General features: G+C 60.0%; 24 protein-coding genes. 18 read left to right on the top strand and 6 right to left on the bottom strand.

Going from position 1 to position 22,698, the window contains the following annotated elements; translation table 11 throughout:
• Positions 1-115: 115 nt before the first annotated feature.
• From J4D25_RS21985 to J4D25_RS21975, 3 genes are all read right to left on the bottom strand, one after another.
• Positions 116-757, bottom strand: coding sequence for an oxidoreductase (locus J4D25_RS21985; protein WP_057713149.1), 642 nt, complete (start codon positions 755-757; stop codon positions 116-118).
• Positions 758-784: 27 nt separating this feature from the next.
• Positions 785-2,503 carry a C13 family peptidase gene (locus J4D25_RS21980; RefSeq protein ID WP_057713150.1) on the bottom strand — a complete coding sequence of 573 codons (1,719 nt, stop codon included), beginning with the start codon at positions 2,501-2,503 and terminating at the stop codon, positions 785-787.
• Positions 2,504-2,618: 115 nt separating this feature from the next.
• On the bottom strand, positions 2,619-3,074 hold the full coding sequence (locus J4D25_RS21975) for a MaoC family dehydratase (protein ID WP_057713151.1): 456 nt from the start codon (positions 3,072-3,074) through the stop codon (positions 2,619-2,621).
• A gap of 193 nt (positions 3,075-3,267) precedes the next feature.
• On the opposite strand from J4D25_RS21975, the gene J4D25_RS21970 reads away from it, so the two are divergent.
• The 5 genes from J4D25_RS21970 (at position 3,268) to J4D25_RS21945 (ending at position 6,163) form a co-directional block, all read left to right on the top strand.
• Positions 3,268-3,630 (top strand): CidA/LrgA family protein, encoded by a 363-nt coding sequence (locus J4D25_RS21970; RefSeq protein ID WP_057713152.1) that lies wholly within the window; start codon positions 3,268-3,270, stop codon positions 3,628-3,630.
• Positions 3,627-4,343, top strand: a complete 717-nt coding sequence (locus J4D25_RS21965) for an LrgB family protein (RefSeq protein WP_057713153.1) — start codon at positions 3,627-3,629, stop codon at positions 4,341-4,343. Before J4D25_RS21970 ends, J4D25_RS21965 begins: the two co-directional genes overlap by 4 nt.
• A gap of 10 nt (positions 4,344-4,353) precedes the next feature.
• A complete protein-coding gene (locus J4D25_RS21960) occupies positions 4,354-4,944 on the top strand; it encodes an LON peptidase substrate-binding domain-containing protein (protein ID WP_046041675.1) in 591 nt (196 codons plus the stop codon).
• A 204-nt stretch (positions 4,945-5,148) separates the two neighbouring features.
• The gene (locus J4D25_RS21955; protein ID WP_057713154.1) at positions 5,149-5,517 is read left to right on the top strand and encodes a hypothetical protein; all 369 of its coding nucleotides are present in this window, start codon (positions 5,149-5,151) and stop codon (positions 5,515-5,517) included.
• 484 nt (positions 5,518-6,001) lie between these two features.
• Positions 6,002-6,163, top strand: a complete 162-nt coding sequence (locus tag J4D25_RS21945; RefSeq protein ID WP_157858919.1) for a hypothetical protein — start codon at positions 6,002-6,004, stop codon at positions 6,161-6,163.
• Between the two features lie 90 nt (positions 6,164-6,253).
• On the opposite strand, the gene J4D25_RS21940 is transcribed toward J4D25_RS21945, so the two are convergent.
• Entirely contained in the window at positions 6,254-7,570 is a 1,317-nt protein-coding gene (locus J4D25_RS21940) for a bifunctional DedA family/phosphatase PAP2 family protein (RefSeq protein WP_057713155.1), read from the bottom strand.
• Positions 7,571-7,728: 158 nt separating this feature from the next.
• Positions 7,729-8,427, bottom strand: a complete 699-nt coding sequence (locus J4D25_RS21935; protein ID WP_057716555.1) for a DNA-3-methyladenine glycosylase — start codon at positions 8,425-8,427, stop codon at positions 7,729-7,731.
• Between the two features lie 189 nt (positions 8,428-8,616).
• On the opposite strand from J4D25_RS21935, the gene J4D25_RS21930 reads away from it, so the two are divergent.
• The 13 genes from J4D25_RS21930 (at position 8,617) to J4D25_RS21870 (ending at position 21,203) form a co-directional block, all read left to right on the top strand.
• A complete protein-coding gene (locus J4D25_RS21930) occupies positions 8,617-9,888 on the top strand; it encodes a glutamate-5-semialdehyde dehydrogenase (protein ID WP_057713156.1) in 1,272 nt (423 codons plus the stop codon).
• A 1-nt stretch (position 9,889) separates the two neighbouring features.
• The gene (nadD, locus tag J4D25_RS21925; protein WP_007975898.1) at positions 9,890-10,579 is read left to right on the top strand and encodes a nicotinate-nucleotide adenylyltransferase; all 690 of its coding nucleotides are present in this window, start codon (positions 9,890-9,892) and stop codon (positions 10,577-10,579) included.
• Positions 10,580-10,652: 73 nt separating this feature from the next.
• Positions 10,653-11,147 carry a ribosome silencing factor gene (rsfS, locus tag J4D25_RS21920; protein WP_007975896.1) on the top strand — a complete coding sequence of 165 codons (495 nt, stop codon included), beginning with the start codon at positions 10,653-10,655 and terminating at the stop codon, positions 11,145-11,147.
• A 9-nt stretch (positions 11,148-11,156) separates the two neighbouring features.
• Positions 11,157-11,624 (top strand): 23S rRNA (pseudouridine(1915)-N(3))-methyltransferase RlmH, encoded by a 468-nt coding sequence (gene rlmH, locus J4D25_RS21915; protein WP_008052376.1) that lies wholly within the window; start codon positions 11,157-11,159, stop codon positions 11,622-11,624.
• A gap of 10 nt (positions 11,625-11,634) precedes the next feature.
• Positions 11,635-13,530 carry a penicillin-binding protein 2 gene (gene mrdA / locus J4D25_RS21910; protein ID WP_057713157.1) on the top strand — a complete coding sequence of 632 codons (1,896 nt, stop codon included), beginning with the start codon at positions 11,635-11,637 and terminating at the stop codon, positions 13,528-13,530.
• 31 nt (positions 13,531-13,561) lie between these two features.
• Positions 13,562-14,665: a rod shape-determining protein RodA gene (gene rodA, locus J4D25_RS21905; RefSeq protein ID WP_057716556.1), complete on the top strand. Its 1,104-nt coding sequence runs from the start codon at positions 13,562-13,564 to the stop codon at positions 14,663-14,665.
• Between the two features lie 17 nt (positions 14,666-14,682).
• Positions 14,683-15,693, top strand: a complete 1,011-nt coding sequence (mltB, locus tag J4D25_RS21900) for a lytic murein transglycosylase B (protein WP_057713158.1) — start codon at positions 14,683-14,685, stop codon at positions 15,691-15,693.
• Positions 15,693-16,703: a septal ring lytic transglycosylase RlpA family protein gene (locus tag J4D25_RS21895; RefSeq protein ID WP_057713159.1), complete on the top strand. Its 1,011-nt coding sequence runs from the start codon at positions 15,693-15,695 to the stop codon at positions 16,701-16,703. Before mltB ends, J4D25_RS21895 begins: the two co-directional genes overlap by 1 nt.
• Before the next feature lie 184 nt (positions 16,704-16,887).
• Positions 16,888-18,045, top strand: coding sequence for a D-alanyl-D-alanine carboxypeptidase family protein (locus J4D25_RS21890; protein ID WP_057713160.1), 1,158 nt, complete (start codon positions 16,888-16,890; stop codon positions 18,043-18,045).
• Between the two features lie 87 nt (positions 18,046-18,132).
• Entirely contained in the window at positions 18,133-18,408 is a 276-nt protein-coding gene (locus J4D25_RS21885; RefSeq protein WP_008052383.1) for a DUF493 domain-containing protein, read from the top strand.
• A complete protein-coding gene (lipB, locus tag J4D25_RS21880; protein ID WP_046041686.1) occupies positions 18,408-19,055 on the top strand; it encodes a lipoyl(octanoyl) transferase LipB in 648 nt (215 codons plus the stop codon). The genes J4D25_RS21885 and lipB overlap by 1 nt, the downstream gene beginning before the upstream one ends.
• A 25-nt stretch (positions 19,056-19,080) precedes the next feature.
• Entirely contained in the window at positions 19,081-20,079 is a 999-nt protein-coding gene (gene lipA / locus J4D25_RS21875) for a lipoyl synthase (protein WP_162130289.1), read from the top strand.
• 173 nt (positions 20,080-20,252) lie between these two features.
• Positions 20,253-21,203, top strand: a complete 951-nt coding sequence (locus J4D25_RS21870) for an LD-carboxypeptidase (protein WP_057713161.1) — start codon at positions 20,253-20,255, stop codon at positions 21,201-21,203.
• A 117-nt stretch (positions 21,204-21,320) separates the two neighbouring features.
• Here the strand turns inward: J4D25_RS21870 and J4D25_RS21865 are convergent, their stop codons facing one another.
• Entirely contained in the window at positions 21,321-22,643 is a 1,323-nt protein-coding gene (locus J4D25_RS21865) for a lytic murein transglycosylase (protein WP_057713162.1), read from the bottom strand.
• Positions 22,644-22,698: the final 55 nt, after the last annotated feature.

Here is a 22,698-nt window from a genome sequence, read left to right as displayed (position 1 = left end):
AAAACCAACCATCTCCATTTTTCTGATACATCGCGAGTTCCATATTTACGACTGCTACGCAGCCGAACGGGGCGGTGCGGCGTTCCGACAAGCCCCATCGCCACAGGTTCGCGGTTTACTTGCCCAACTTCCTCAGCTCATCCGACTCTACAATCCTGATCCCGTCCTGCTCTTCCAGCGCCAGGCGCCACATCGCGCGAGCCAGTTGACAGGCCTCGATACCATGGTATTTGCCAGGGATCAGCCGAGATAACGGGCCGGCGACTTTCTCGCCCAGTCGCGGCTCGGTGCGATCACCCAGCAACAGCGAAGGGCGGCAGATGGTCAGCTGCGGCCAGTCCTGCGCGCGCAGTGCGTACTCCATCTCGCCTTTGACCCGGTTGTAGAGAATCGAGGATCTGCGATCGGCTCCCAGAGCACTGATCACGATCAGGTGCCGTGCGCCCATCTCCCGTGCGCGTTTGGCAAAGGCCACGACCATGTCCAGGTCCACCGCGCGGAACGCCTGTTCCGAGCCTGCCTGTTTGATGGTGGTGCCCAGGCAACAGTAGGCGATGTCGACACGGCCGTTCAGCTGCGGCAGAAACTCCGCCGGGTCGCCGACGGGGTTTTCAAGGTGCGGGTGCTCGGCCAATGGCCTGCGTGAGGGGGCCAATACCCGTGTAATCGTCGGCTCGTTAAGCAGGCGATCAAGCAGATGTTCACCGGTCAGGCCGGTGGCTCCGGCAAGCAATACGTGCTGAGGCGTCAAGTACATAGTGTTTCTCCCTTGATACTATTCAGCTTAGTTGCTGTTTGCATCCTTGCTTTCGATGGACGCACTTTGCAGCGCTTTTCGTGCCTGCTGTTTGCGCAGGAGTTGCCAATGCGAGAGGACGGTTTTCGGTGCCCAGATCTGTGGTTCGGACGCTTCGAAACCGTCCGCCAGCTCACGTTCGGCGACAGTGGCCTTGGCCAGTTTGAAGGCTTGTTCCAGGTCATCGGTCTGGTTCAGGGCCTGGGCGAACAGGGCATCTCCGAAATAAGTGAAGTTGGCTTCCTCCGAGCAACCGAAGGACACTCGGTCGGCCCGCGAGGCCGTCATGATCAGGGTCCGCTCATCCTTGAGGGCGGGAATGAAACCGCCGGAGTAGCAGGACGAAATCACGATGATCTTGTCGCGGTTTTTCAGGGGGGCGAGAACAGCGGCCAATTCGTCGGCTGGCAGATCGGCCAATTCCATGCGTGGCTGGTCAAGCACCAGTTCGTGTTCGCTGGTGCCGTGGCTGGTCAGGTAGATGAAAATCAGGTCTTCCGGACCGCTGCGTTCGGCCAGCGTCAGGGCAGCCCGGCGCAGGTTTTCCCGGGTAGCCATCGGGCGGTCGGCGAGGTGGTCACGATGGTTCACCAAGCGGATCTGGCCAAGGGTGCCAAAACGGGTGGTGAGCATGTTGGCGACGTAGTCGGATTCGCGCAGAAACACGCTTTGCTTGCCATCACCCCCCAGGCTCAACGAATACAGCTCCACCGCCGGCGTCGAGTGTGGAACGTTGGCCAGCGCTGCGTCGAGCAGGCGGCCCTGGGCCAGCAGGCCGAGTTCCAGGGTGTCGGGCAATAATTTGCCTTCGGTGTCGCGTACGCGCTGGCCGTTGATCCAGGTGCCGCTAAGTACGGTGCCATCGGTCAACACCAATGTGCCGCGCCCTTGGTAACTGTCGTTGTCGAACTGGCCGGTGTAAAAGCTGCCGTCGGACAGGTTCAGGCGGCCCTGGCCGGAAAAACGCCAGTCATTGAACTGGCCGATGTAGTGGCTGCCGTCAGTGCCGATCAACTCGCCCTTGCCGTTCAGCGAGCCTTCCTTGAACTGTCCCAGCCAGACATCGCCGTCGGCGTTTTCGTAGCGGCCCTTGCCGTGCAGTTGATTGTTCTTGAAGCTGCCGACATAGATGTCGCCGTCGGCGCTGTTGAAAGTCCCGTTGCCTTCCAGCTGGCCGTCGACGAAGTGCCCGGTGAACTGATTGCCGTTACCGTCGCCGCGCTGGCCTTCGCCATTGGGTTTGCCGTGGGCGAACTGGCCCTGATAGGAGCTGCCGTCTTCGAGTTCGAGGCGACCCAGGCCGGCGTATTGATCGGCCTTGAACTCTCCGCGATAGCTCATGCCGTTTTCTTTGAGGGTGCCTTCGCCGTTGCGCCGGCCGGCCTTGAAGCCGCCGCTGTAGCTGCTGGCGTTGGTGGTCAATGCCCCCTGGCCGTCGAACAGTCCCTGATTGAACTGACCGCGATAGACTTCGCCATTGCTGCCATGCCATTCGCCCTGGCCCTGCCACTGGCCCTTGTCGAATTCGCCGGCGTACCAGCTGCCGTTCGGGTAGTCGATACGCCCCTTGCCTTGCAGCAAGCCATTGACCAGGTCACCGCGATAGCGTCCGCCGTCCGGCAGGCGGGCGTCAGGAGGAAATGGCGATTCGCCGTCGCCGCAAGCGGTGAGCATCAAGGTCAAGGCAAGGAGTGCAAGTGGGCGCATAGCGGATTCCGGGCAATTAGGCGAGGGAGTATGCCGCAGCTATGTGTCCTTAATATAGGGTGAGGTTCCGCGTGAGGGCGCGAAACAGCATGAGCTGCTTCGCATCCGGCAAGGTTTATACGAAGCACAGAGACAGGGGTTCGGCGATGTACGCCGGTTTGTCCGAACCTTCGATTTCCAGGGTGGTGGTGGCCTTGAGCAGCCATTGGCCGGGTTTCTTCTCGATGACTTCGGTCAGGTCGACTTTCAGGCGCACTTTCGAATTGACCTTGACCGGCTGGATGAAACGCACGCTGTCGAGTCCGTAGTTGACCACCATCTTCAAGCCTTCGGGCATGACGAGGATGTCTTCCATCAGTTTCGGGATCAGCGACAACGACAGGAAGCCGTGAGCGATGGTGCCGCCAAATGGCGTTTGCGCGGCCTTGACCGGGTCGACGTGGATGAACTGAAAATCCCCTGTGGCTTCGGCGAACAGGTTGATGCGGTCCTGATCGATAGTGAGCCATTCGGAACGTCCAAGTTCCTTGCCGACATAATCTTTGAGCTCCGCAACTGGAACATAGGGCATTGAGACTCTCCTTGGGTTCATCGGTTTTATAGTTTTGGCTTGCGGGGATCTGACCTCCCGGCTTACTACTTTAGATCAACATGGCCAAACGCAGCGGTCAACTGACAATGCTTTTGGCGAATGCCGGTCTATAGCGCGAGCATGCTTATAATGCCCGGCCAATGCGGGTGATGGATTTTGCGGGAGAACTTTGATGTTGTTACGGGGCCTGACGTGGCTGGTGCTGTTCCAATTGCTCGGCACTGCGCTCAATCATTTGTTCTTGCCGGTGCTGCCGGGGCCGATTGTGGGGTTGCTGTTGTTGCTGGTGTACCTCATCTGTCGCGGGCAGGTTGGCGAGCCGCTGAACCTGGCGGCCAGTAGCCTGTTGCGTTACCTGCCCCTGTTGCTGGTGCCGCCGGCTGTGGGCGTGATGGTCTACGCCGCTGACATCGCGGCGGATTTCTGGGCCATTGTCGGTGCGCTGGTATTGTCGCTGCTGCTTTCCATGGCCTTCGCCGGGGTGCTGATGCATCGTATGGTCAAGGGGCACGCTCACTCCGAGGACAGCCAATGATCTTCGACTGGCACGGCGCCTGGACGTCGGTGATTCATCATCCCCTGTTTGGTATCGGCATTACTCTTGGCGCCTATCAACTCGTCCTGGCGGCATTCGAGAAAACCCGCTGGATCTTTTTGCAGCCGGTGTTGGTCTCCATGTTGTTGGTGATCGGCGTGCTGGTGGGCTGCGGCCTGACCTATGCCGAGTACCGCAAGAGCACCGAGATTCTCAGCATCCTGCTCGGCCCGGCCACTGTCGCGCTGGCGGTGCCGCTTTATCTCAACCTGCGACGGATTCGGCAGTTGTTCTGGCCGATATTTACTACGCTGGTGATAGGCGGGGTGGTGGCCACGGGGATGGGCGTGTTGCTGGGCTGGTCGTTCGGTGCCGAGCACATGATCCTGATGACCATGGCGCCGAAATCGGTGACTTCGCCTATCGCTATGTTGGTGGCCGAGCAGATCGGTGGTGTCGCGGCGCTGGCAGCGGTGTTCGTGTTGATTACGGGTGTGATCGGCGCGATTTTCGGCCCGGCGTTGTTGACCCGGCTGGGTGTGCATAGCCCGGAAGCCAGGGGTATGGCACTGGGCATGACGGCCCACGCGGTCGGCACGGCAGTGGCGATGCAGGAAAGTGAAGAGTGCGGCGCCTTCGCGGCGCTGGCGATGAGCCTGATGGGTGTGGCCACGGCGGTGCTCCTGCCGTTGGCGGTGTCGATGGTGGTGTAAGGAAATGTCTATGAGTCTGCCGCTTTTTCCGCTCAATACAGTGCTGTTTCCAGGCTGCATCCTCGACTTGCAGATCTTCGAGGCGCGCTATCTGGACATGATCGGCCGCTGCATGAAGCAGGGCGGCGGTTTCGGCGTGGTGTGCATCCTCGAGGGTGAGGAAGTCGGGATCGCCCCGGCGGGTTACGCCTTGGTCGGGTGTGAGGCGCTGATCACCGATTTCAAGCAACAGGACAACGGCCTGCTGGGGATTCGGGTTCAGGGCGGACGGCGTTTCCATGTATTACGAACGGAAGTCCAGCGCGATCAGTTGACCGTCGCCGAGGTCGAGTGGCTGGAAGACGAACCCGAGCAACCCTTGCAGGACGAAGATGCCGACCTGGTTGCGTTGCTCAAGGCCTTGGCTGAGCACCCGATGGTCGAAGCGTTGAACATGGGCACTGAGGCGACCGGGCAACAATCACTGGCCAATCAATTGGCGTACCTGTTGCCTTTCGCGGAACTGGACAAGATCGACCTGCTGCAACTTGATGATCCGCAGCAACGACTGGATGCGATTCAGGCGTTGCTGGATGAGTTGCAGGGGGAGTTGTTTGCCTGAGTGATTTTGGCGAACTTCCGATGGCTTGGCTGTATGTTATTTTTAATGGCATTGTTTTTGAGGTTTATTTTAGGTTCAGCCGGCTGAGTCTGTATTTATTTCTAATAACTAAAGGTGATGGTTTGTATTGAGTGTTCACGCGGTGGTGATTATATTTGCTGCGTCTGCATGAGGCGGGCGTTACATATATAAGGAGCTGTTATTGTGAAGAATTTTACTGGTGCCGAGCGTGCTTTGTGGGAGTTGTGCTTTTCTCGAATTATGGTCAACTATGTTTCTGCGCAATCACCGCAGGGCGAAGTTCAGTTTGCCGCGGACTCTGCAGCCAATGCGGCCAATGCGTTGATCCTGGTGCGTCGTTCGGGCCTGAATGGTGATCGTGATAATTATGAGCAGCGGCTTTGGGATAGTTATGTAGGGGACGCTATGATCAAGTTTTCGACAGAGGTTCGTTGGAAACTTGAAGACTATGTTGTCATTGCCGGCCGCGTTGCCAAAAATGCCGATTCAGCCGTTGCGAAGTATCGCGGCACGGAAGGTTCGGAACTGCCAAGCTTTCCATTCGGAAGCTAAGTCGTAATATGGTTTTTTGGTAGTTGATGGTAAAGCGATTCCTTGAATGACGTTTTGTGGGCTGATGTTCCATTTGCGCCAAGGGACGAACGCAGGCTTCAAGAACTCCATAACACCCTGTGGGAGCGAACTTGCCCGCGAAGAGGCTCTTTCAGTCGATACTGATATCGCCTGACTCTCCGCCTTCGCGGGCAGGCCCGCCCCACAGGATTCGATTTACTTCAGGTCCGACTCAGTCAGCTCAACACAAAGTAATCGCGATCTTCGAGCGGGCTAGTTCGACCTGCTGCAACTCGATGATCCGCAGCAGCGACTGAGTGCGATTCAGGCGTTACTGGATGAGTTGCAGGGGGAGTTGTTTACCTGAGCAGCATTTGGCAAACATTGCACTCGATTGCCAGCATTGCTGGGTGCCGGTGTTTTGATTAGTTTGGGGTTGTCCGCATAAGGCGGGTCACTTCAAAATATCAAAAGGATTTCAATGATGACTATTTTCACCAATGAGTGGGCGGCATGGGAAGCGGCCGCTGTAGGTTACCTGCTCAAACATGCAAGTTTTGGTCAGCCCTTCGAGGATACTGCAATTGCAGCAAGCCGGCTCGCTGATGCACTGATTCTGGAAATGCGTAAACGTCAACGTGCCTGATTGCAATTAGCGGAACGCATTCAAAAAGAACCCCGTCATATTGGTCGGGGTTCTTTTTTTATGAGAGGCCGAGATAAAACTGCACTCTTTTTAGTAGGCATACCGCAACATCGTATGGGGCAAGTGCCGCAATACGAAGAAGCCGAACAGGGCCACCAACGCCGGTAGCAGCAGCCACCAGACCTTGGGCGGCATTGCGTTCAGTGGTGCCTGACGTTGATTCAGCCAGAGGCTGGCTGCGCAGACACAGGCCGCCAGCATTGCACCTGCCAATACATCCGTCGGCCAATGTGCGCCGAGGTAAACCCTGGAGAGGGCAATCGCCAAGGCTGGAATGCAACCCAGTAGTAACCAGGTCAATCGCATCCGTGGCGGTTGTCCACGCCCGGCAAGTACGGCGAGGGTTAGAAACAGCGCGAAAGAACCCGAGGCGTGTCCACTTGGCATGCTGTAACTGGTCAGTGGATCGCTCAGGACTTCCGGACGTACGCGAGCGAAGAAGTGTTTGGTCGCGGTGTTGGCCAGTGCCGTGCAGAGCAGGGTGCTGCAGGCGAAGATCGCTTGCGGCCATTGCCTGGCGATTACAAGTAGCGCTACGAGCAAAGCACTGAACACCAGCATGTTGCGGAATTCGCCGATCAGTGTGAAAACTACGGCTACTTCATCGAGCATCGGATTGCGATGCTCTTGCACCAGTGTCATCACGCCCTGATCGAGCGCGCTCAGATGCGAATAGCCGATAAACAACCCTGCCAGAATCAGAAAACTCATGCCAGTGATGAACATCGTGGCATTGCGATGCCGGCGCAGGCTACTGGTTGCGCTCAAGCCGACCATCACAGCAATGCTGCCGACAACAACTCCGGCCTGGAGCCAGAAGCCTTCGGGCAATGGCAAGCGGATTGCCGCGCCCGTGGCCCAGCCAGGCATCAGATAAGCTAACGACCAACCCGCGCCAGCCAACAGGCTGACAGCGAAGAAGCGCGGGAAAGGCATGTCGCACATTCCGGCCACCATCGGCAGCATTGGCCGCAAGGGGCCGATAAAGCGCCCAACCAGCAGGCTGGCGATGCCGTAGCGCTGGAAGTACGACTCGGCTCCGGCGATCCATTCCGGATGATGGCGCAAGCCCGGCAGGCGCCGGATGTTCTGATGGAAGTGCCGTCCCAGAAAATACGAAATGACGTCACCCAGCACCCCGGCGACGAAACCCAGCAAGAGCGTCTCACTGAGCGTCAGTGCGCCACTGCCTGCCAGTACCGCCACGGCGAACAGCAGCACCGTGCCGGGAACGATCAGCCCGGCAATCGCCAGGCATTCCACAAAGGCCACGATGAATACCGCTGCCGCCAGCCATTGCGGGTTGGCCGCCAACCATCCGGTCACGCTATCGAGCCATGGGCCCATAAAAACCACTCCATCAAATGTTCAATTTTCTACTTGTAGGCGCGAGCCTGCTCGCGATAGCGCACTTTGAGTCAACGGTGATGTTGATTGTGCTGACCTCATCGCGAGCAGGCTCGCTCCTACAGAAGATTCCTTCAGTTTCAAAATCCGGATCGGTCTCAGGACAGTACAAAATAATCGCGACCTTCGACCTGTCCCCGTCGTAGCGGGTTGCGCGTGCAATAAGCCGCGTAGGCCGCATCGACGAAGCGGTACATCAGGTGTTCATCGCGCCCGTGGGGAATGCCCAGACGCGTGGTCTGGATGATGTGGGCAGGCGTCTGCCCTACGTGTTCTACCAGCAGCACTTCATGGTCGAAGCGTTTGGCGTCCCATACCGGCACTTTCAGACCCAGCGCCTTGCAGAGCAGGGTTTGCCCGGCACAGAGTTTTTGTGACGGGCGAGGGTGGCCCTGGGAATCGGGATTGTTCAGTAGCATCTGCGCCAGGCTGGCCGGCCCGCTCAATTGATCGACCCACGGGTAGGCGGATTTGATCAGTACCGCGTTTCCCGGCCCCTGAGCACTGAAGTTCAGTGAGTCGCCGCCCCGAGCGTAATACATATAGATGTGGCCACCATCCAGAAACAAAGCCTTACGCTTTTCTGTGTAGCCGAGGGATGCGTGGCTGCCCTTTTCCGCGCAGTAGTAGGCCTCGGTCTCGATAATTCGGGCGCTGAGCCACAGGTCGCCCACTCGATGGCGAATGACTTTGCCCAGTAAATCCCGGGCCAGAATTTGCGCGTCACGGTCGAAAAACGCGTCCGGGAGACCCGTGGGCAGGCTCGCGGCGGACGCTCGAACAGTCAGATTGGACATGATGACCGGCATTTGTCAGGGCTGAATGAGTCGTGATGATAACAATTTGCAGCTTAATCCCGGCTGAACATCGGCAATTTGCCCTCCATTTCGACCATCCGCCCGTCACCGCTGTTAGTCGGTGGGCGCGACAGCTATAATCTGTCGCTTTACTCTTTACCAAGACCTAATCAAAGACCACGCCAGACCATGACTGAGTCCGTTCTTGACTACATGACCCGCCTGGGTCGCGCTGCCCGCGAAGCTTCCCGCGTGATCGGCCGTGCCAGTACCGCGCAGAAAAACCGCGCCCTGCAGGCCGCCGCCAACGCGCTGGACGCTGCCCGCGCCGAGCTGACGGCGGCCAATGAACAGGATTTGGCTGCCGGTCGCGCCAATGGTCTTGAGCCGGCCCTGCTTGAGCGCCTGGCACTGACCCCGGCGCGTATCGACGGCATGATCGTCGGTCTGCGTCAGGTGGCAGCCCTGCCGGACCCGGTCGGCGCTATCCGTGACATGAGTTTCCGCCCGTCCGGTATTCAGGTCGGCAAGATGCGCGTGCCACTGGGCGTGATCGGAATCATCTACGAGTCGCGACCGAACGTGACCATCGATGCGGCCAGTCTGTGCCTGAAGTCCGGTAACGCGACCATCTTGCGTGGCGGTTCCGAGGCCATTCATTCCAATCGCGCCATCGCCGCCTGCATTCAGCGCGGCCTGGCCGAGGCCGATCTGCCGGCCGCGGTGGTGCAAGTGGTCGAAACCACCGATCGCGCTGCCGTCGGCGCGCTGATCACCATGCCTGAATACGTTGATGTCATCGTGCCGCGCGGCGGTCGTGGCCTGATCGAGCGCGTCAGCCGTGATGCCCGTGTCCCGGTGATCAAGCACCTGGACGGCATCTGCCACGTTTACGTGAGTGAACACGCCGATCTGGCCAAGGCACAGCGCATCGCGTTCAATGCCAAGACTTACCGTTATGGCATCTGCGGTGCCATGGAAACGCTGCTGGTGGACCACACCGTTGCCAAGGATTTCCTGCCGGCGATGGCGGCACAGTTCCGCGAAAAAGGCGTCGAACTGCGCGGCTGCGAGCGTACTCGAGCAATCATCGACGCCGTGGCCGCTACCGAAGAAGACTGGAGCACCGAGTACCTGGCGGCGATTTTGTCGATCCGCGTGGTCGACGGACTGGGACAGGCCATCGAGCACATCAATCATTACGGTTCCCATCACACCGATTCGATTGTCAGCGAACACCAGGGCGACACCCGGCGTTTCGTGGCTGAAGTCGACTCCTCGTCGGTGATGATCAATACCCCGACATGCTTCGCCGATGGCTTCGAATACGGATTGGGTGCCGAGATCGGCATTTCTACTGATAAGCTGCACGCCCGCGGCCCGGTGGGCCTCGAGGGACTGACCTGCGAGAAGTACATCGTGGTCGGCGACGGGCAGTTGCGCGGACAGGAGCCGGTCTGACTTGGGCGACTTCGACCCGTCAGCCCCGGTCACCGTCAGCGAGCCAGCCCCTCGCCGCATTGGTGTGCTGGGCGGAACGTTCGACCCGGTGCACATCGGCCATTTGCGCGGTGCGCTGGAAGTCGCCGAAACACTTGCGCTCGATGAGTTGCGCCTGACACCCAGTGCCAGGCCGCCCCATCGGGACAAGCCGCAGGTGTCGGCAAAAGACCGTCTGGCGATGGTCGAGTGCGCGGTGGCCGGTGTGGCGCCGTTGGTGGTGGACGCCCGCGAATTGCAGCGGGACAAACCGTCCTACACCATTGATACCCTGGAACTGATGCGCGCCGAACTGGCCGTATCCGACCAGGTTTTTCTGCTTTTGGGCTGGGACGCTTTTTGCGGCCTGCCCACTTGGCACCGCTGGGAAGAGTTGCTCCAGCATTGCCATATCCTGGTGTTGCAACGCCCGGATGCCGACAGCGAACCGCCGGATGCCTTGCGCAACCTGCTGGCAGCGCGCTCGGTGAGCGACCCGCTGGCCCTCAAAGGGCCGAGCGGACAGATTGCATTCGTCTGGCAGACACCGCTCGCGGTATCCGCCACCCAGATCCGTCAACTGCTGGCCAGCGGTAAGTCGGTACGTTTCCTGGTGCCCGACGCGGTCCTGGCCTACATCGATGCGCACGGACTCTACCGTGCGTCGAACTGAATGGGAGTGCCTCAAGGCACGTGGCAACAACGTGTATTGAAGCGCCCGAACAAACGAGCAAAACGAGTTTTATATGACGAGCAACAACGAAAGCAAAGTAAAACGCAAAGGCACATTCAAGAGTGCCCCGCTGCCGGAAAAGGTCCTCGCCGCCGAGCCGCCTAAAGGCGACGAGCTGGTCAAGATCGCCGTAGCCGCCCTTGAAGACGTCAAGGCCCAGGACGTGCTGGTGATTGATGTCCGCGACAAGCAGAGCATCACTGACTACATGATCATCGCCACCGGTACCTCCAACCGCCAGATCGGCGCGATGCTGGACAAGGTTCGCGAGGCCGTCAAAGCCCTGGGCATCAAGCCACTGGGTGAAGAAGGCAAGGGCGACAGCGACTGGGTGCTGTTGGACATGGACGACGTGATCGTTCACATGATGACCTCCAACGCCCGTCAGTTCTACGACCTGGAGCGCCTGTGGAAGGGTGCCGAGCAGAGCCGTGCGGCCGATGGCAAGCACCACAGCCCTGAAGTTGGTCACGAGCACTTCAACAAGCTCAACAAAGACCAGGAATAAGGGACCGCTGTGCGACTGCGACTGATCGCCGTCGGTTCACGCATGCCCAAGTGGGTGGAAGAAGGCTGGCATGAATATGCCAAGCGTCTTCCGTCCGAGCTGGCGCTGGAACTGGTGGAAATTCCGCTCAATACCCGTGGCAAGAACGCCGACGTGGCCCGTTTCATCCGTCAGGAAGGCGAAGCCATGCTGGCCAAGGTCGGGCCGAACGAGCGGATTGTCACTCTCGAAGTCCATGGCAAGCCCTGGAGTACCGAGCAACTGGCGGTCGAGCTCGATCGCTGGCGGCTGGACTCGCGCACTGTCAACTTCATGGTCGGTGGCCCCGAAGGGCTGGCGCCGGAAGTCTGTGCCCGGGCTGACCAGCGCTGGTCGTTGTCGCCGCTGACCTTGCCGCACCCGCTGGTGCGGATCCTGATCGGCGAACAGATGTACCGTGCCTGGACCGTGTTGTCCGGTCACCCTTACCACAAGTAGTTCTGCCCTCATGTCCCAGCCGATCCGCATCAAGGACCACGAAAAAGACGCCCGTCTGGTGCGTGGTCGCGTCGTGTTCGGGGCCATTGCAGTGGTGGCGCTGATTGCGGTGCTGATCGCGCGTCTGTATTTCCTGCAGGTGATCCAGTACGAGTACCACTCGACCCTGTCGGAAAACAACCGCGTCCACGTGCAGCCGATTCCGCCGACTCGCGGGCTGATTTTCGACCGCAACGGCGTGGTGATTGCCGATAACCGGCCGAGTTTCAGCCTGAGCATGACCCGCGAGCGTTCCGGCGACTGGCAGCAGGTGCTCGACGTGATCGTCGAAGTGCTGGAACTGACGCCCGAGGACCGGGTGATCTTCGAGAAGCGCATGCGTCAGGGGCGTCGGCCGTTCGAGCCGGTGCCGATCCTGTTTGAGCTGAGCGAAGAGCAGATCGCCCGGATCGCCGTTAACCAGTTCCGCCTGCCGGGGGTGGAAGTGGTCGCGCAGTTGGTTCGTCACTATCCCCAGGGGGCGCACTTTGCTCACTCGGTGGGCTACATGGGGCGGATCAACGAGAAAGAGCTCAAGTCGCTGGACCCGGTCAATTACAGCGGCACCCACCACATCGGCAAAACCGGCATCGAGCGTTTCTACGAGCCTGAATTGCACGGCCAGGTGGGTTACGAGGAAGTCGAGACCAACGCCAGGGGCCGCGTACTGCGCGTGCTCAAGCGTACCGATCCGATTCCCGGCAAGGACATCGTCCTGAGCCTGGACATCAAATTGCAGGAAGCCGCCGAAGCTGCGCTCGGTGGTCGTCGTGGCGCGGTGGTAGCGCTGGACCCGAAAACCGGCGAAGTGCTGGCGATGGTCAGCCAACCGAGTTTCGACCCGAACCTGTTCGTCACCGGCATCAGCTTCAAGGCCTATTCCGAGCTGCGCGACTCCATCGACCGGCCGCTGTTCAACCGCGTGCTGCGTGGCCTGTACCCGCCGGGTTCGACCATCAAGCCCGCGGTGGCGATTGCCGGTCTGGACGCGGGCGTGGTGACGGCGTCGTCGCGAGTGTTCGACCCGGGTTACTACATGCTGCCCAACTACGATCACAAATACCGTAACTGGAATCGCACCGGTGACGGTTTCGTCGACCTCGATACGGCGATCATGCGTTCCAACGACACCTACTTCTATGACCTGGCCCACAAGCTGGGGATCGATCGGCTGTCGGCATACATGACCAAGTTCGGCATCGGCCAGAAAGTCTCCCTGGACATGTTCGAAGAGTCGCCGGGGCTGATGCCGTCCCGCGAATGGAAACGTGCGACCCGCCGGCAGGCGTGGTTCCCGGGTGAAACGCTGATTCTGGGGATCGGCCAGGGCTATATGCAGTCGACCCCGTTGCAACTGGCCCAGGCCACCGCTCTGGTCGCCAACAAAGGCGTCTGGAACCGTCCGCACCTGGCCAAGACCATCGAGGGCGTGAAGCCGGTGGATGAGAATCCGATGCCGGACATCATCCTGCGCGACCCCTCGGACTGGACCAGGGTCAACCACGGCATGCAGCAGGTTATGCATGGTGCCCGTGGTACGGCGCGCAAAGCCTCGATCGGCGCGCAATACCGGATCGCCGGCAAGTCGGGTACGGCCCAGGTGGTCGCGATCAAACAGGGTGAGAAGTATGACCGTTCCAAGGTTCAGGAGCGCCATCGCGACCACGCCCTGTTCGTCGGTTTCGCGCCGGCCGACGACCCGAAAATCGTGGTGTCGGTGATGGTCGAGAACGGCGAGTCCGGCTCCGGCGTCGCCGCGCCAGTGGTGCGCCAAATCATGGATGCCTGGCTCCTGGACCAGGACGGTCGGTTGAAGCCCGAATACGCCAGCCCTATCAGTGCAGAGGCTACCGCCCGTGATGAATAACTTCGATCGCATGCTCTCCAGTGAGGATGTGATGCGTCGCCGTGCGACGCTGCTGCAACGCCTGCACATCGACGGCCCGTTGCTGATCCTGCTGCTGACCCTGGCGGCCGGCAGCCTGTTCGTACTCTATTCGGCCAGTGGCAAAAGCTGGGATCTGCTGGCCAAACAAGCCACCTCTTTCGGCATCGGCCTGGTGTCGATGATCGTCATCGCCCAGTTCGAGCCACGCTTCATGGCCCGCTGGGTCCCGGTCGGTTATGTGATCGGCGTGCTGTTGCTGGTAGTCGTCGACGTCATGGGTCACAACGCCATGGGTGCTACCCGCTGGATCAACATTCCCGGGGTGATCCGCTTCCAGCCTTCGGAGTTCATGAAGATCCTGATGCCGGCGACCATCGCCTGGTACCTGTCCAAGCGCACCTTGCCGCCGCAACTCAAGCATGTGGGGGTGAGCCTGTTCCTGATCGGCTTGCCATTCATCCTGATCGTGCGTCAGCCCGACCTCGGCACTTCATTGCTGATTCTGGCGGGGGGCGCCTTCGTGCTGTTCATGGGTGGCCTGCGCTGGCGCTGGATCCTCAGCGTGCTCGCTGCCGCCGTGCCGGTGTCCGTGGCCATGTGGTATTTCGTTATGCACGATTACCAGAAGCAGCGCGTCCTCACGTTCCTCGACCCGGAAAGTGACCCACTAGGCACCGGCTGGAACATCATCCAGTCCAAGGCCGCCATCGGCTCCGGTGGGGTGTTCGGCAAGGGGTGGTTGCTGGGCACCCAGTCGCACCTGGACTTCCTGCCGGAAAGCCATACCGACTTCATCATTGCCGTATTGGGTGAAGAGTTCGGCCTGGTGGGGATCTGCGCGCTGTTGCTGATCTACCTGCTGTTGATCGGCCGCGGCCTGGTGATTACCGCCCAGGCGCAGACATTGTTCGGCAAGTTGCTCGCGGGCAGCCTGACCATGACGTTTTTTGTTTATGTTTTCGTCAACATCGGTATGGTCAGTGGCCTGTTGCCGGTGGTGGGGGTGCCGTTGCCGTTCATTAGCTACGGAGGAACTTCGCTGGTGACGCTACTGTCAGCGTTTGGGGTTTTGATGTCGATCCATACCCATCGCAAGTGGATCGCGCAGGTTTGAATAAGGTGAAATTTTCAATGCAAGTAATGCGTGGCTGGGCGACTCGATACGCGCCATGGGTCAGCCTGGTAAGCATCCTTGGCACCATGCCGGACGCGTTGGCCGGCGACTACGAAGGCTCACCCCAGGTGGCCGAATTCGTCGGTGAAATGACCCGCGACTACGGTTTCGCCGGTGAACAATTGATGGGTGTGTTCCGCGAAGCCGAGCGCAAGCAGTCGATTCTGGACGCCATCTCCAAACCTGCCGAACGGGTCAAGCAGTGGAGCGAGTATCGCCCGATGTTCATCACCGATGCGCGCATAGCCCGGGGTGTGGATTTCTGGCGTCAGCACGAAGCGGTGTTGGCTCGTGCCGAGCAGGAATATGGCGTGCCGGCCCAGGTGATTGTCTCGATCATCGGTGTTGAAACCTTTTTCGGCCGTAATACCGGAAATTTCCGGGTGATCGATGCCTTGTCGACCCTGGGTTTCGACTATCCTCCCCGTGCCGAGTTTTTCCGCAAGGAGTTGCGTGAGTTCCTGCTGCTGGCCCGCGAAGAGCAGGTCGATCCGTTGACGCTCAAAGGCTCCTACGCTGGCGCAATGGGATTGCCGCAGTTCATGCCGAGCAGTTTCCGCGCTTATGCAGTGGATTTCGACGGTGATGGCCATATCAACATCTGGACCAATCCGGATGATGCCATTGGCAGTGTCGCCAGTTACTTCAAGCGCCATGGCTGGGTCGCCGGCGAACCGGTAGTCAGCCGCGGCGATGTCCGTGGCGATCAGGTCGACGAAGGTTTGACCACCGGTATCGAACCGACGAAAACCGTCGGGGAGTTGCGAGCCCTGGGGTGGTCAAGTCATGATGCGCTGCGCGATGATATGCCGGTTACTGCTTTCCGTCTGGAAGGCGACAATGGCTCCGAGTACTGGATGGGCCTGAAGAATTTTTACGCGATCACGCGATATAACCGCAGCGTGATGTACGCCATGGCCGTACATCAACTGTCTGAGCAGCTGGTCCAAGCACGGGGCGTCAAGTAATGCGGGCATTGCCTATCAATAAACCCCTGAAGCTGATGGCATTCGCCGCGTTGGCAATGCTGGTCGCCAGTTGTTCGACCAGCCGTGCGCCGGCCCAGAAGACCAGCAGCACCGCTGTGCGCACGACGCCGGGGCTGGACATAAACCGCGCCCACAAGGATGGCGCGCCATGGTGGGATGTCGATGTTTCGCGTATCCCGGACGCCACGCCGACCCTGCACACCGGCCCGTACAAGGCCGCTCCCTACTCGGTACTGGGCAAAACCTACTTTCCGCTGCAGGAGTCAAAGACCTACGTGCAGTCGGGCACGGCGTCCTGGTACGGCACCAAGTTTCACGGTCAGAACACCGCCAACGGCGAAGTGTATGACCTGTACGGCATGAGCGCTGCCCACAAGACTCTGCCACTGCCAAGTTACGTTCGGGTGACCAATCTGGATAACAACAAGTCGGTGATCCTGCGCGTCAACGATCGCGGGCCGTTCTATTCGGACCGGATCATCGACTTGTCCTACGCGGCCGCCAAGAAACTCGGCTACGCCGAAACCGGCACCGCGCGGGTCAAGGTCGAAGGCATCGATCCGCAGCAATGGTGGGCTGCCAAGGGCCGTCCGGCACCATTAATGCTCAACGAACCGAAAGTCGCGCAGAATAGCGCCCCGGTGATCACGGCTTCGGCCGGCACCGTCGAGCAATGGACGCCTCCGCCGCAGCAACACGCCGCCGCGGTGGTGCCCGTGCAGCTCGATGCAAAAAAAAACGCTTCTGTAGCAGCCTCTGGCCAGTATCTGCAGGTGGGCGCGTTCGCCAACCCGGACGCTGCAGAACTCCTGAGATCGAAGCTCAGCGGGATGGTGAGCGCTCCGGTGTTCATCAGCTCGATCGTGCGCAATCAGCAGACCCTGCATCGGGTGCGCATGGGGCCAATCGGTTCGCCGGGTGAAATCCAGCAGGTGCAGAACAGTGTGCGCCTGGCCAATCTCGGTTCGCCGAGTGTGGTCACGGAGTAATACGTAGAGCTTGATTGACGGTTCGTCTGCGGTATTGGGGGGCGAACCAGGTTGTTGACTCGTTGAAGAACAAAAGCCCGGCAAGGGTGACTGAGTGAGCAACTGAACACGCGATGACTCGTTAGAAAGTCATTTGATTAGTTTTGCCCTTGGGCAAGTTTCCATTAGCGATTTCGAGAGACGGATGAACATCACCACCTTTGCCAAACGCCTGTTCCTGCTAGTCCCGCTGCTTCTCTCACCCGCCGCGTTCGCGGTCGAGATGATGCCTTCGCCACCACAACTGGCCGCCAAGGCCTATGTGCTCATGGATGCCAGCAGCGGCAACGTGCTGGTCGAGAACAACGGTGACCAGCGTCTGCCGCCGGCCAGCCTGACCAAGCTGATGACCGCGTACATCGCGACTCTGGAAATCCGTCGTGGCCAGATCGGCGAAAACGATCCGGTGACCGTCAGCGAAAACGCCTGGCGTACCGGCGGTTCGCGGATGTTCATCAAGGTCGGCTCGCAGGTGACTGTCAGCGACCTGTTGCACGGCATCATCATCCAGTCGGGCAACGACGCCAGCGTTGCGCTCTCCGAGCACATCGCCGGTAGCGAAGACGCGTTCGCCGACATGATGAACAAAACCGTTGGCGACCTGGGCATGACCAACAGCCACTTCATGAACCCGACCGGTCTGCCGAACCCTGAGCACTACTCGTCGGCTCACGACATGGCCGTACTGGCTCGCGCGATCATCCACGAAGACCCGGCTCACTACGCGATCTACTCGCAGAAAGAGTTCTTCTGGAACGGCATCAAGCAACCGAACCGCAACCTGCTGCTGTGGCGCGACAAGACCGTCGACGGCCTGAAAACCGGTCACACCGACGAAGCCGGCTATTGCATGGTGTCTTCGGCCGTACGTGATGGCATGCGTCTGATCGCCGTGGTCTTCGGCACCAACAGCGAAGTGGCCCGTGCCGCCGAAACCCAGAAGCTGCTGACCTACGGTTTCCGTTTCTTCGAAACCCAGACCTTCTATCAGAAGGGCACCGAGCTGGCTCAGGCTCCAGTCTGGAAAGGCTCCACCAACCAGATCAAGGCTGGCCTGGCGCAAGACCTGACCATGACCCTGCCAAAAGGCCAGCTGAAAAAGCTCGCTGCCAGCATGACCATGAACCCGCAACTGATCGCGCCAATCGCCAAGGGCGACGTGATCGGTAAAGTCGAAGTGAAACTGGACGACAAGGTGGTGCACAGCGCCGATCTGATCGCTCTGGACGCTGTCGAGGAAGGTGGTATCTTCCGCCGCATGTGGGATAGCATCCGTCTATTCTTCTACGGCTTGTTCAACTGAATTTAGTGTGCACCTGCATGGCTCCGCGCTGATCTGGCGCGCAGCCATGCCCGTCGCCACGGCTTACGCTTACGAGGCCGTTACGCCATGACCGATACCGAAGTAAAGGCGCCAAAGATCGAGTTCCCTGCCAATGATTACCCGGTTAAGGTGATCAGCGACACCGGTGTGGGCAACAAGGACAGAATCATCGACATCGTCCGCAAATATGCAACGATCAACGATGAGCGTGTTGATGAGCGCCAGAGCAGCAACGGCAAATACACCACCATTCAGTTGCACATCGTCGCGACCGACCAGGACCAGCTGTACAACATCAACAGCGAACTGCGGGCAACGGGTTTCGTGCACATGGTGCTGTGATGTCCGGTGTGCTGGGCTTTCGCGAGCTCGGCCAGATGGCTTACGAGCCGGTCTGGCATGCCATGCAACGCTTCACCAACGAACGCGGCAACGATGCCGCCGACGAGATCTGGCTGGTCGAACACCCTGCGGTGTTCACCCAGGGCCAGGCCGGCAAGGCCGAGCATCTGCTGCTTCCCGGTGATATTCCGGTGGTGCAGGTCGACCGTGGTGGTCAGGTGACCTACCACGGCCCCGGCCAACTGGTGGCTTATCTGCTGCTGGACGTGCGCAAGCTCGGGTTTGGCGTGCGCGATCTGGTCAGCCGGATGGAGCAATGCCTGATCGAGCTGCTGGCCAGTTACGGTGTCACCGCCGTGGCCAAGCCCGATGCGCCGGGTGTCTACGTCGACGGGGCGAAAATCGCCTCCCTGGGTCTACGGATCCGCCACGGTTGTTCCTTTCATGGCCTGGCCTTGAACGTGGACATGAACCTGGAACCGTTTCGACGGATTAATCCCTGCGGCTACGCCGGGCTGGCGATGACCCAGCTGAGCGATCACGCAGGATCGATTGAATTTGCCGAGGTAAGTGCCCGGCTGCGCGCGCAGCTCGTCAAACACCTCGACTATGCTGAGCAGACGACCCTGACGGGCGGAATCGACTGATATGACTACTGATGCAGTGCAAACCATGATCCCGACGCTTGATGTCACCGAGCGCCCGGCCCCGCGTCCCAAGGTTGAAGCCGGCGTCAAGCTGCGCGGCGCCGAAAAGGTTGCACGCATCCCGGTGAAGATCATTCCGACCACCGAACTGCCGAAGAAGCCGGACTGGATTCGCGTCCGCATCCCGGTTTCGCCGGAAGTCGACCGCATCAAGGCCCTGCTGCGCAAACACAAGCTGCACAGCGTGTGCGAAGAGGCGTCCTGCCCGAACCTGGGCGAGTGCTTCTCCGGCGGCACCGCGACCTTCATGATCATGGGTGACATCTGCACCCGTCGTTGCCCGTTCTGCGACGTCGGCCACGGCCGTCCGAAGCCGCTGGACGTCAACGAGCCGGAAAGCCTGGCCATTGCCATCGCCGACCTGCGCCTGAAGTACGTGGTGATCACTTCGGTAGACCGCGACGACCTGCGTGACGGCGGTGCCCAGCACTTTGCCGACTGCATCCGCGAAATCCGCAAGCTGTCGCCGAACGTGCAGCTCGAAACCCTGGTCCCGGACTACCGTGGCCGCATGGACATCGCGCTGGAAATCACCGCCGCCGAGCCGCCGGATGTGTTCAACCACAACCTGGAAACCGTGCCACGTCTGTACAAGGCTGCCCGCCCAGGTTCGGACTATCAGTGGTCGCTGACCCTGCTGCAACGCTTCAAGCAGATGATGCCGCACATTCCGACCAAGTCCGGCCTGATGCTGGGTCTGGGCGAGACCGACGAAGAAGTCATAGAAGTCATGAAGCGCATGCGCGAGCACGACATCGACATGCTGACCCTCGGCCAGTACCTGCAACCGTCCCGCAGCCACTTGCCGGTCCAGCGTTTCGTGCACCCGGACACCTTCGCCTGGTTCGCCGAGGAAGGTTACAAGATGGGCTTCAAGAACGTCGCTTCCGGTCCATTGGTTCGCTCCTCGTACCACGCCGACGAGCAGGCGAAGCTGGTCAAGGCCGAGCTGATGTCGTCCTGATCGACCGTGACGCATAAAACGCCCGCAAGGTTTCAAAGCCTTGCGGGCGTTTTTTTGCCTGGCCTACGACAACGGCTGCCTTTTCCTGCAACCTGCGGGGCAACGGTTCCTCTTCTGTTTGTCCTCGTTCCTGACTACTGTGTGCTGATGTTTTCACGCAGGGAGATTCACGGATGACCGCTCGACCGACCCTCACCCTTTGCCCTCATGCTCCCGTCCCGGCACTGCCGTCGGAAGGCATGATCGGCGTTATCGCACCCGCCGGTCCCGCGCCGCTGGACACCGACAAGGCGGTGCAATGGATGCGTGCCCGGGGTTATTCACTGAAAGTGTTTCCCGGGGTCTACGAAAAAAACGGCTACCTGGCCGGCAGTGACGAGGTGCGACTCGACGATCTGCATGCAGCGTTCGCCGACAGCGAGGTGGATGCGATCATCTGCCTGCGCGGTGGTTATGGCACGCCCCGGCTGCTCGACCGCATCGATTTTGATTTGCTGCGTGACAACGCCAAGCCGTTCGTCGGCTACAGCGATATCACTGCGCTGCATTTGGCGATCAGTCGTTATGCCGGCTTCGTGACCTTTCATGGTCCGTTGCTCAATGCCGACCTGCTGGGTGAGAAGCAAATACCTACCGAGTCTTCGTTCTTCAACATGCTGCGAGGGAAGGTGAGGGCGGGAACAGTGCTGGCGCATCCGGTGGCCTACCCGCTGACCACGATCGAGCCCGGCGTGGCTCACGGGCGCTTGCTCGGTGGCAATCTGGCCATGATCGCCGCGACCATGGGCACGCCCTACGAGATTGACGCCGAGGGCGTCATTCTGTTGATCGAGGATATCAACGAGCCGCTGTATCGCATCGACCGGTTGCTCACCCATCTGCGGCTGGCAGGCACGTTGCACAAGCTGCGCGGCGTGTTGGTCGGGGATGTGGCGGGGGTTGAGGTGGCGGCGCTGGACAGGTTGCTCAAGCAGATCTTCGAGCCATTGAAGATTCCGGTGCTGTCCGGGTGGCGCAGCGGCCATTGCGACCCGAACCTGACGTTACCCATGGGGGCGCTGGTCAGGCTGGATGCCGGAAACAAGGAATTGATGCTGGAGCAGGATGTGGTGGCCAGGCGCTAGATTTTTATCGCCTGTCAGTCAGTCTTCGCGGGCAAGCCCGCTCCCACAGTGTCCGCGTCGTACACAAATCATGTGAACGCCCCTGAACCTGTGGGAGCGGGCTTGCCCGCGATGCTTTTAGCGGTTACGCAGTCCTTCGAGCAACTTGTGCGTCGGATACCCATCTGCCGGCCAGCCAAACGACTGTTGGGCGCTGCGGATAGCCTTGCGGGTGTTGGCGCCGATGATCCCGTCGGCGGTGCCGGCGTCATAGTTTTGCGCGCTCAATAGGCTTTGCAGCTCGATCCGCTCGGTACGGCTCAGAGGCAGGTCATCCTTTGGCCACGTACCGCTGATCAAGCCTGCGCCATTGAAGCGTTCGGACAACAGGCTCACCCCCAGGGCATAGGACGACGAATTGTTGTACTTGAGAATCGCACGAAAGTTGTCGAGCACAAGGAACGCCGGGCCGCGGTAGCCAGCCGGCAATAGCAGTGCCGCAGACAGTTGCTCCGAGCCTGCCGGGACCTGGCCACCGTTGGGCAGCGTAACGCCCATTTGGCGCCACTCGGCAACACTCTTGCGAATCGTGCCATCGGCCAGTACGTAGTTGAAGCCGCTCGGCAGCTGGACTTCAAAGCCCCACGGCTGACCTCTCTGCCAGCCGGAGCTTTGCAGGTAATGCGCGGTCGAGGCCAGGGCATCAGCCGAACTGCTCCAGATATCGCGACGGCCGTCGCCGTCGAAATCGACGGCGTGGGTGTTGTAGGTGGTCGGGATGAACTGGGTCTGGCCCATGGCGCCGGCCCAGGAACCGAGCATCTTTTCGGGTTCGATGTCGCCTTGTTGCAGGATTTGCAGGGCCGCGATCAATTGCGCGTGGGCGAAGCCGGGACGGCGGCCTTCGTAGGCCAGGGTCGCCAGCGAGTTGATCACCGACTTGCTGCCCTGGAACTGGCCAAAATTGCTTTCCATGCCCCACACGGCCACCAGCGCCTGACGATCAACGCCATAACGCTGCTCGATGCCTTGCAGGATGTCGGCGTACTGGTCGATCAGTGACTGGCCTTTGCGTACCCGCAGCGGCGACAACGCGCCATCGAGGTATTCCCACACCGGTTTTGCGAATTCCGGTTGGCTGCGATCGGCACGAATCACACTGGGGTCGAAGCTGACATTGGCGAAAGCGCGATCAAACAGATCGGCGCGGATACCGGCGGCCAGGGCATCCTTGCGGAAACCCGCCTGCCATTCGGCAAATGTCTGGGTAGGCTGGATGTCGAGGTTCTCACCCGTCGGAACCACCTGCGGAACAACCGCCGGGGCGGTAGCGACAGGAAGTGTCTGAAGCGGCTGAGCGTCGGCTGCGGTCGGTTTTTCCGCACAGGCGACAAGCAAAACAAGGCTGGAGGCAGCGATCAATTGGCGTAAGTGCCAACGATGGGGAAGACAAAAGGGCATGCACGGGTCCAGGGAATACGAATCAGGTACAGACCTTAACATGTTGAAGGGGGGT

The sequence above is a fragment of the Pseudomonas sp. GW456-L13 genome, assembly GCF_017350115.1.
Taxonomy (GTDB): domain Bacteria; phylum Pseudomonadota; class Gammaproteobacteria; order Pseudomonadales; family Pseudomonadaceae; genus Aquipseudomonas; species Aquipseudomonas jessenii.
This window is presented reverse-complemented; position numbering and strand designations above follow the sequence as displayed.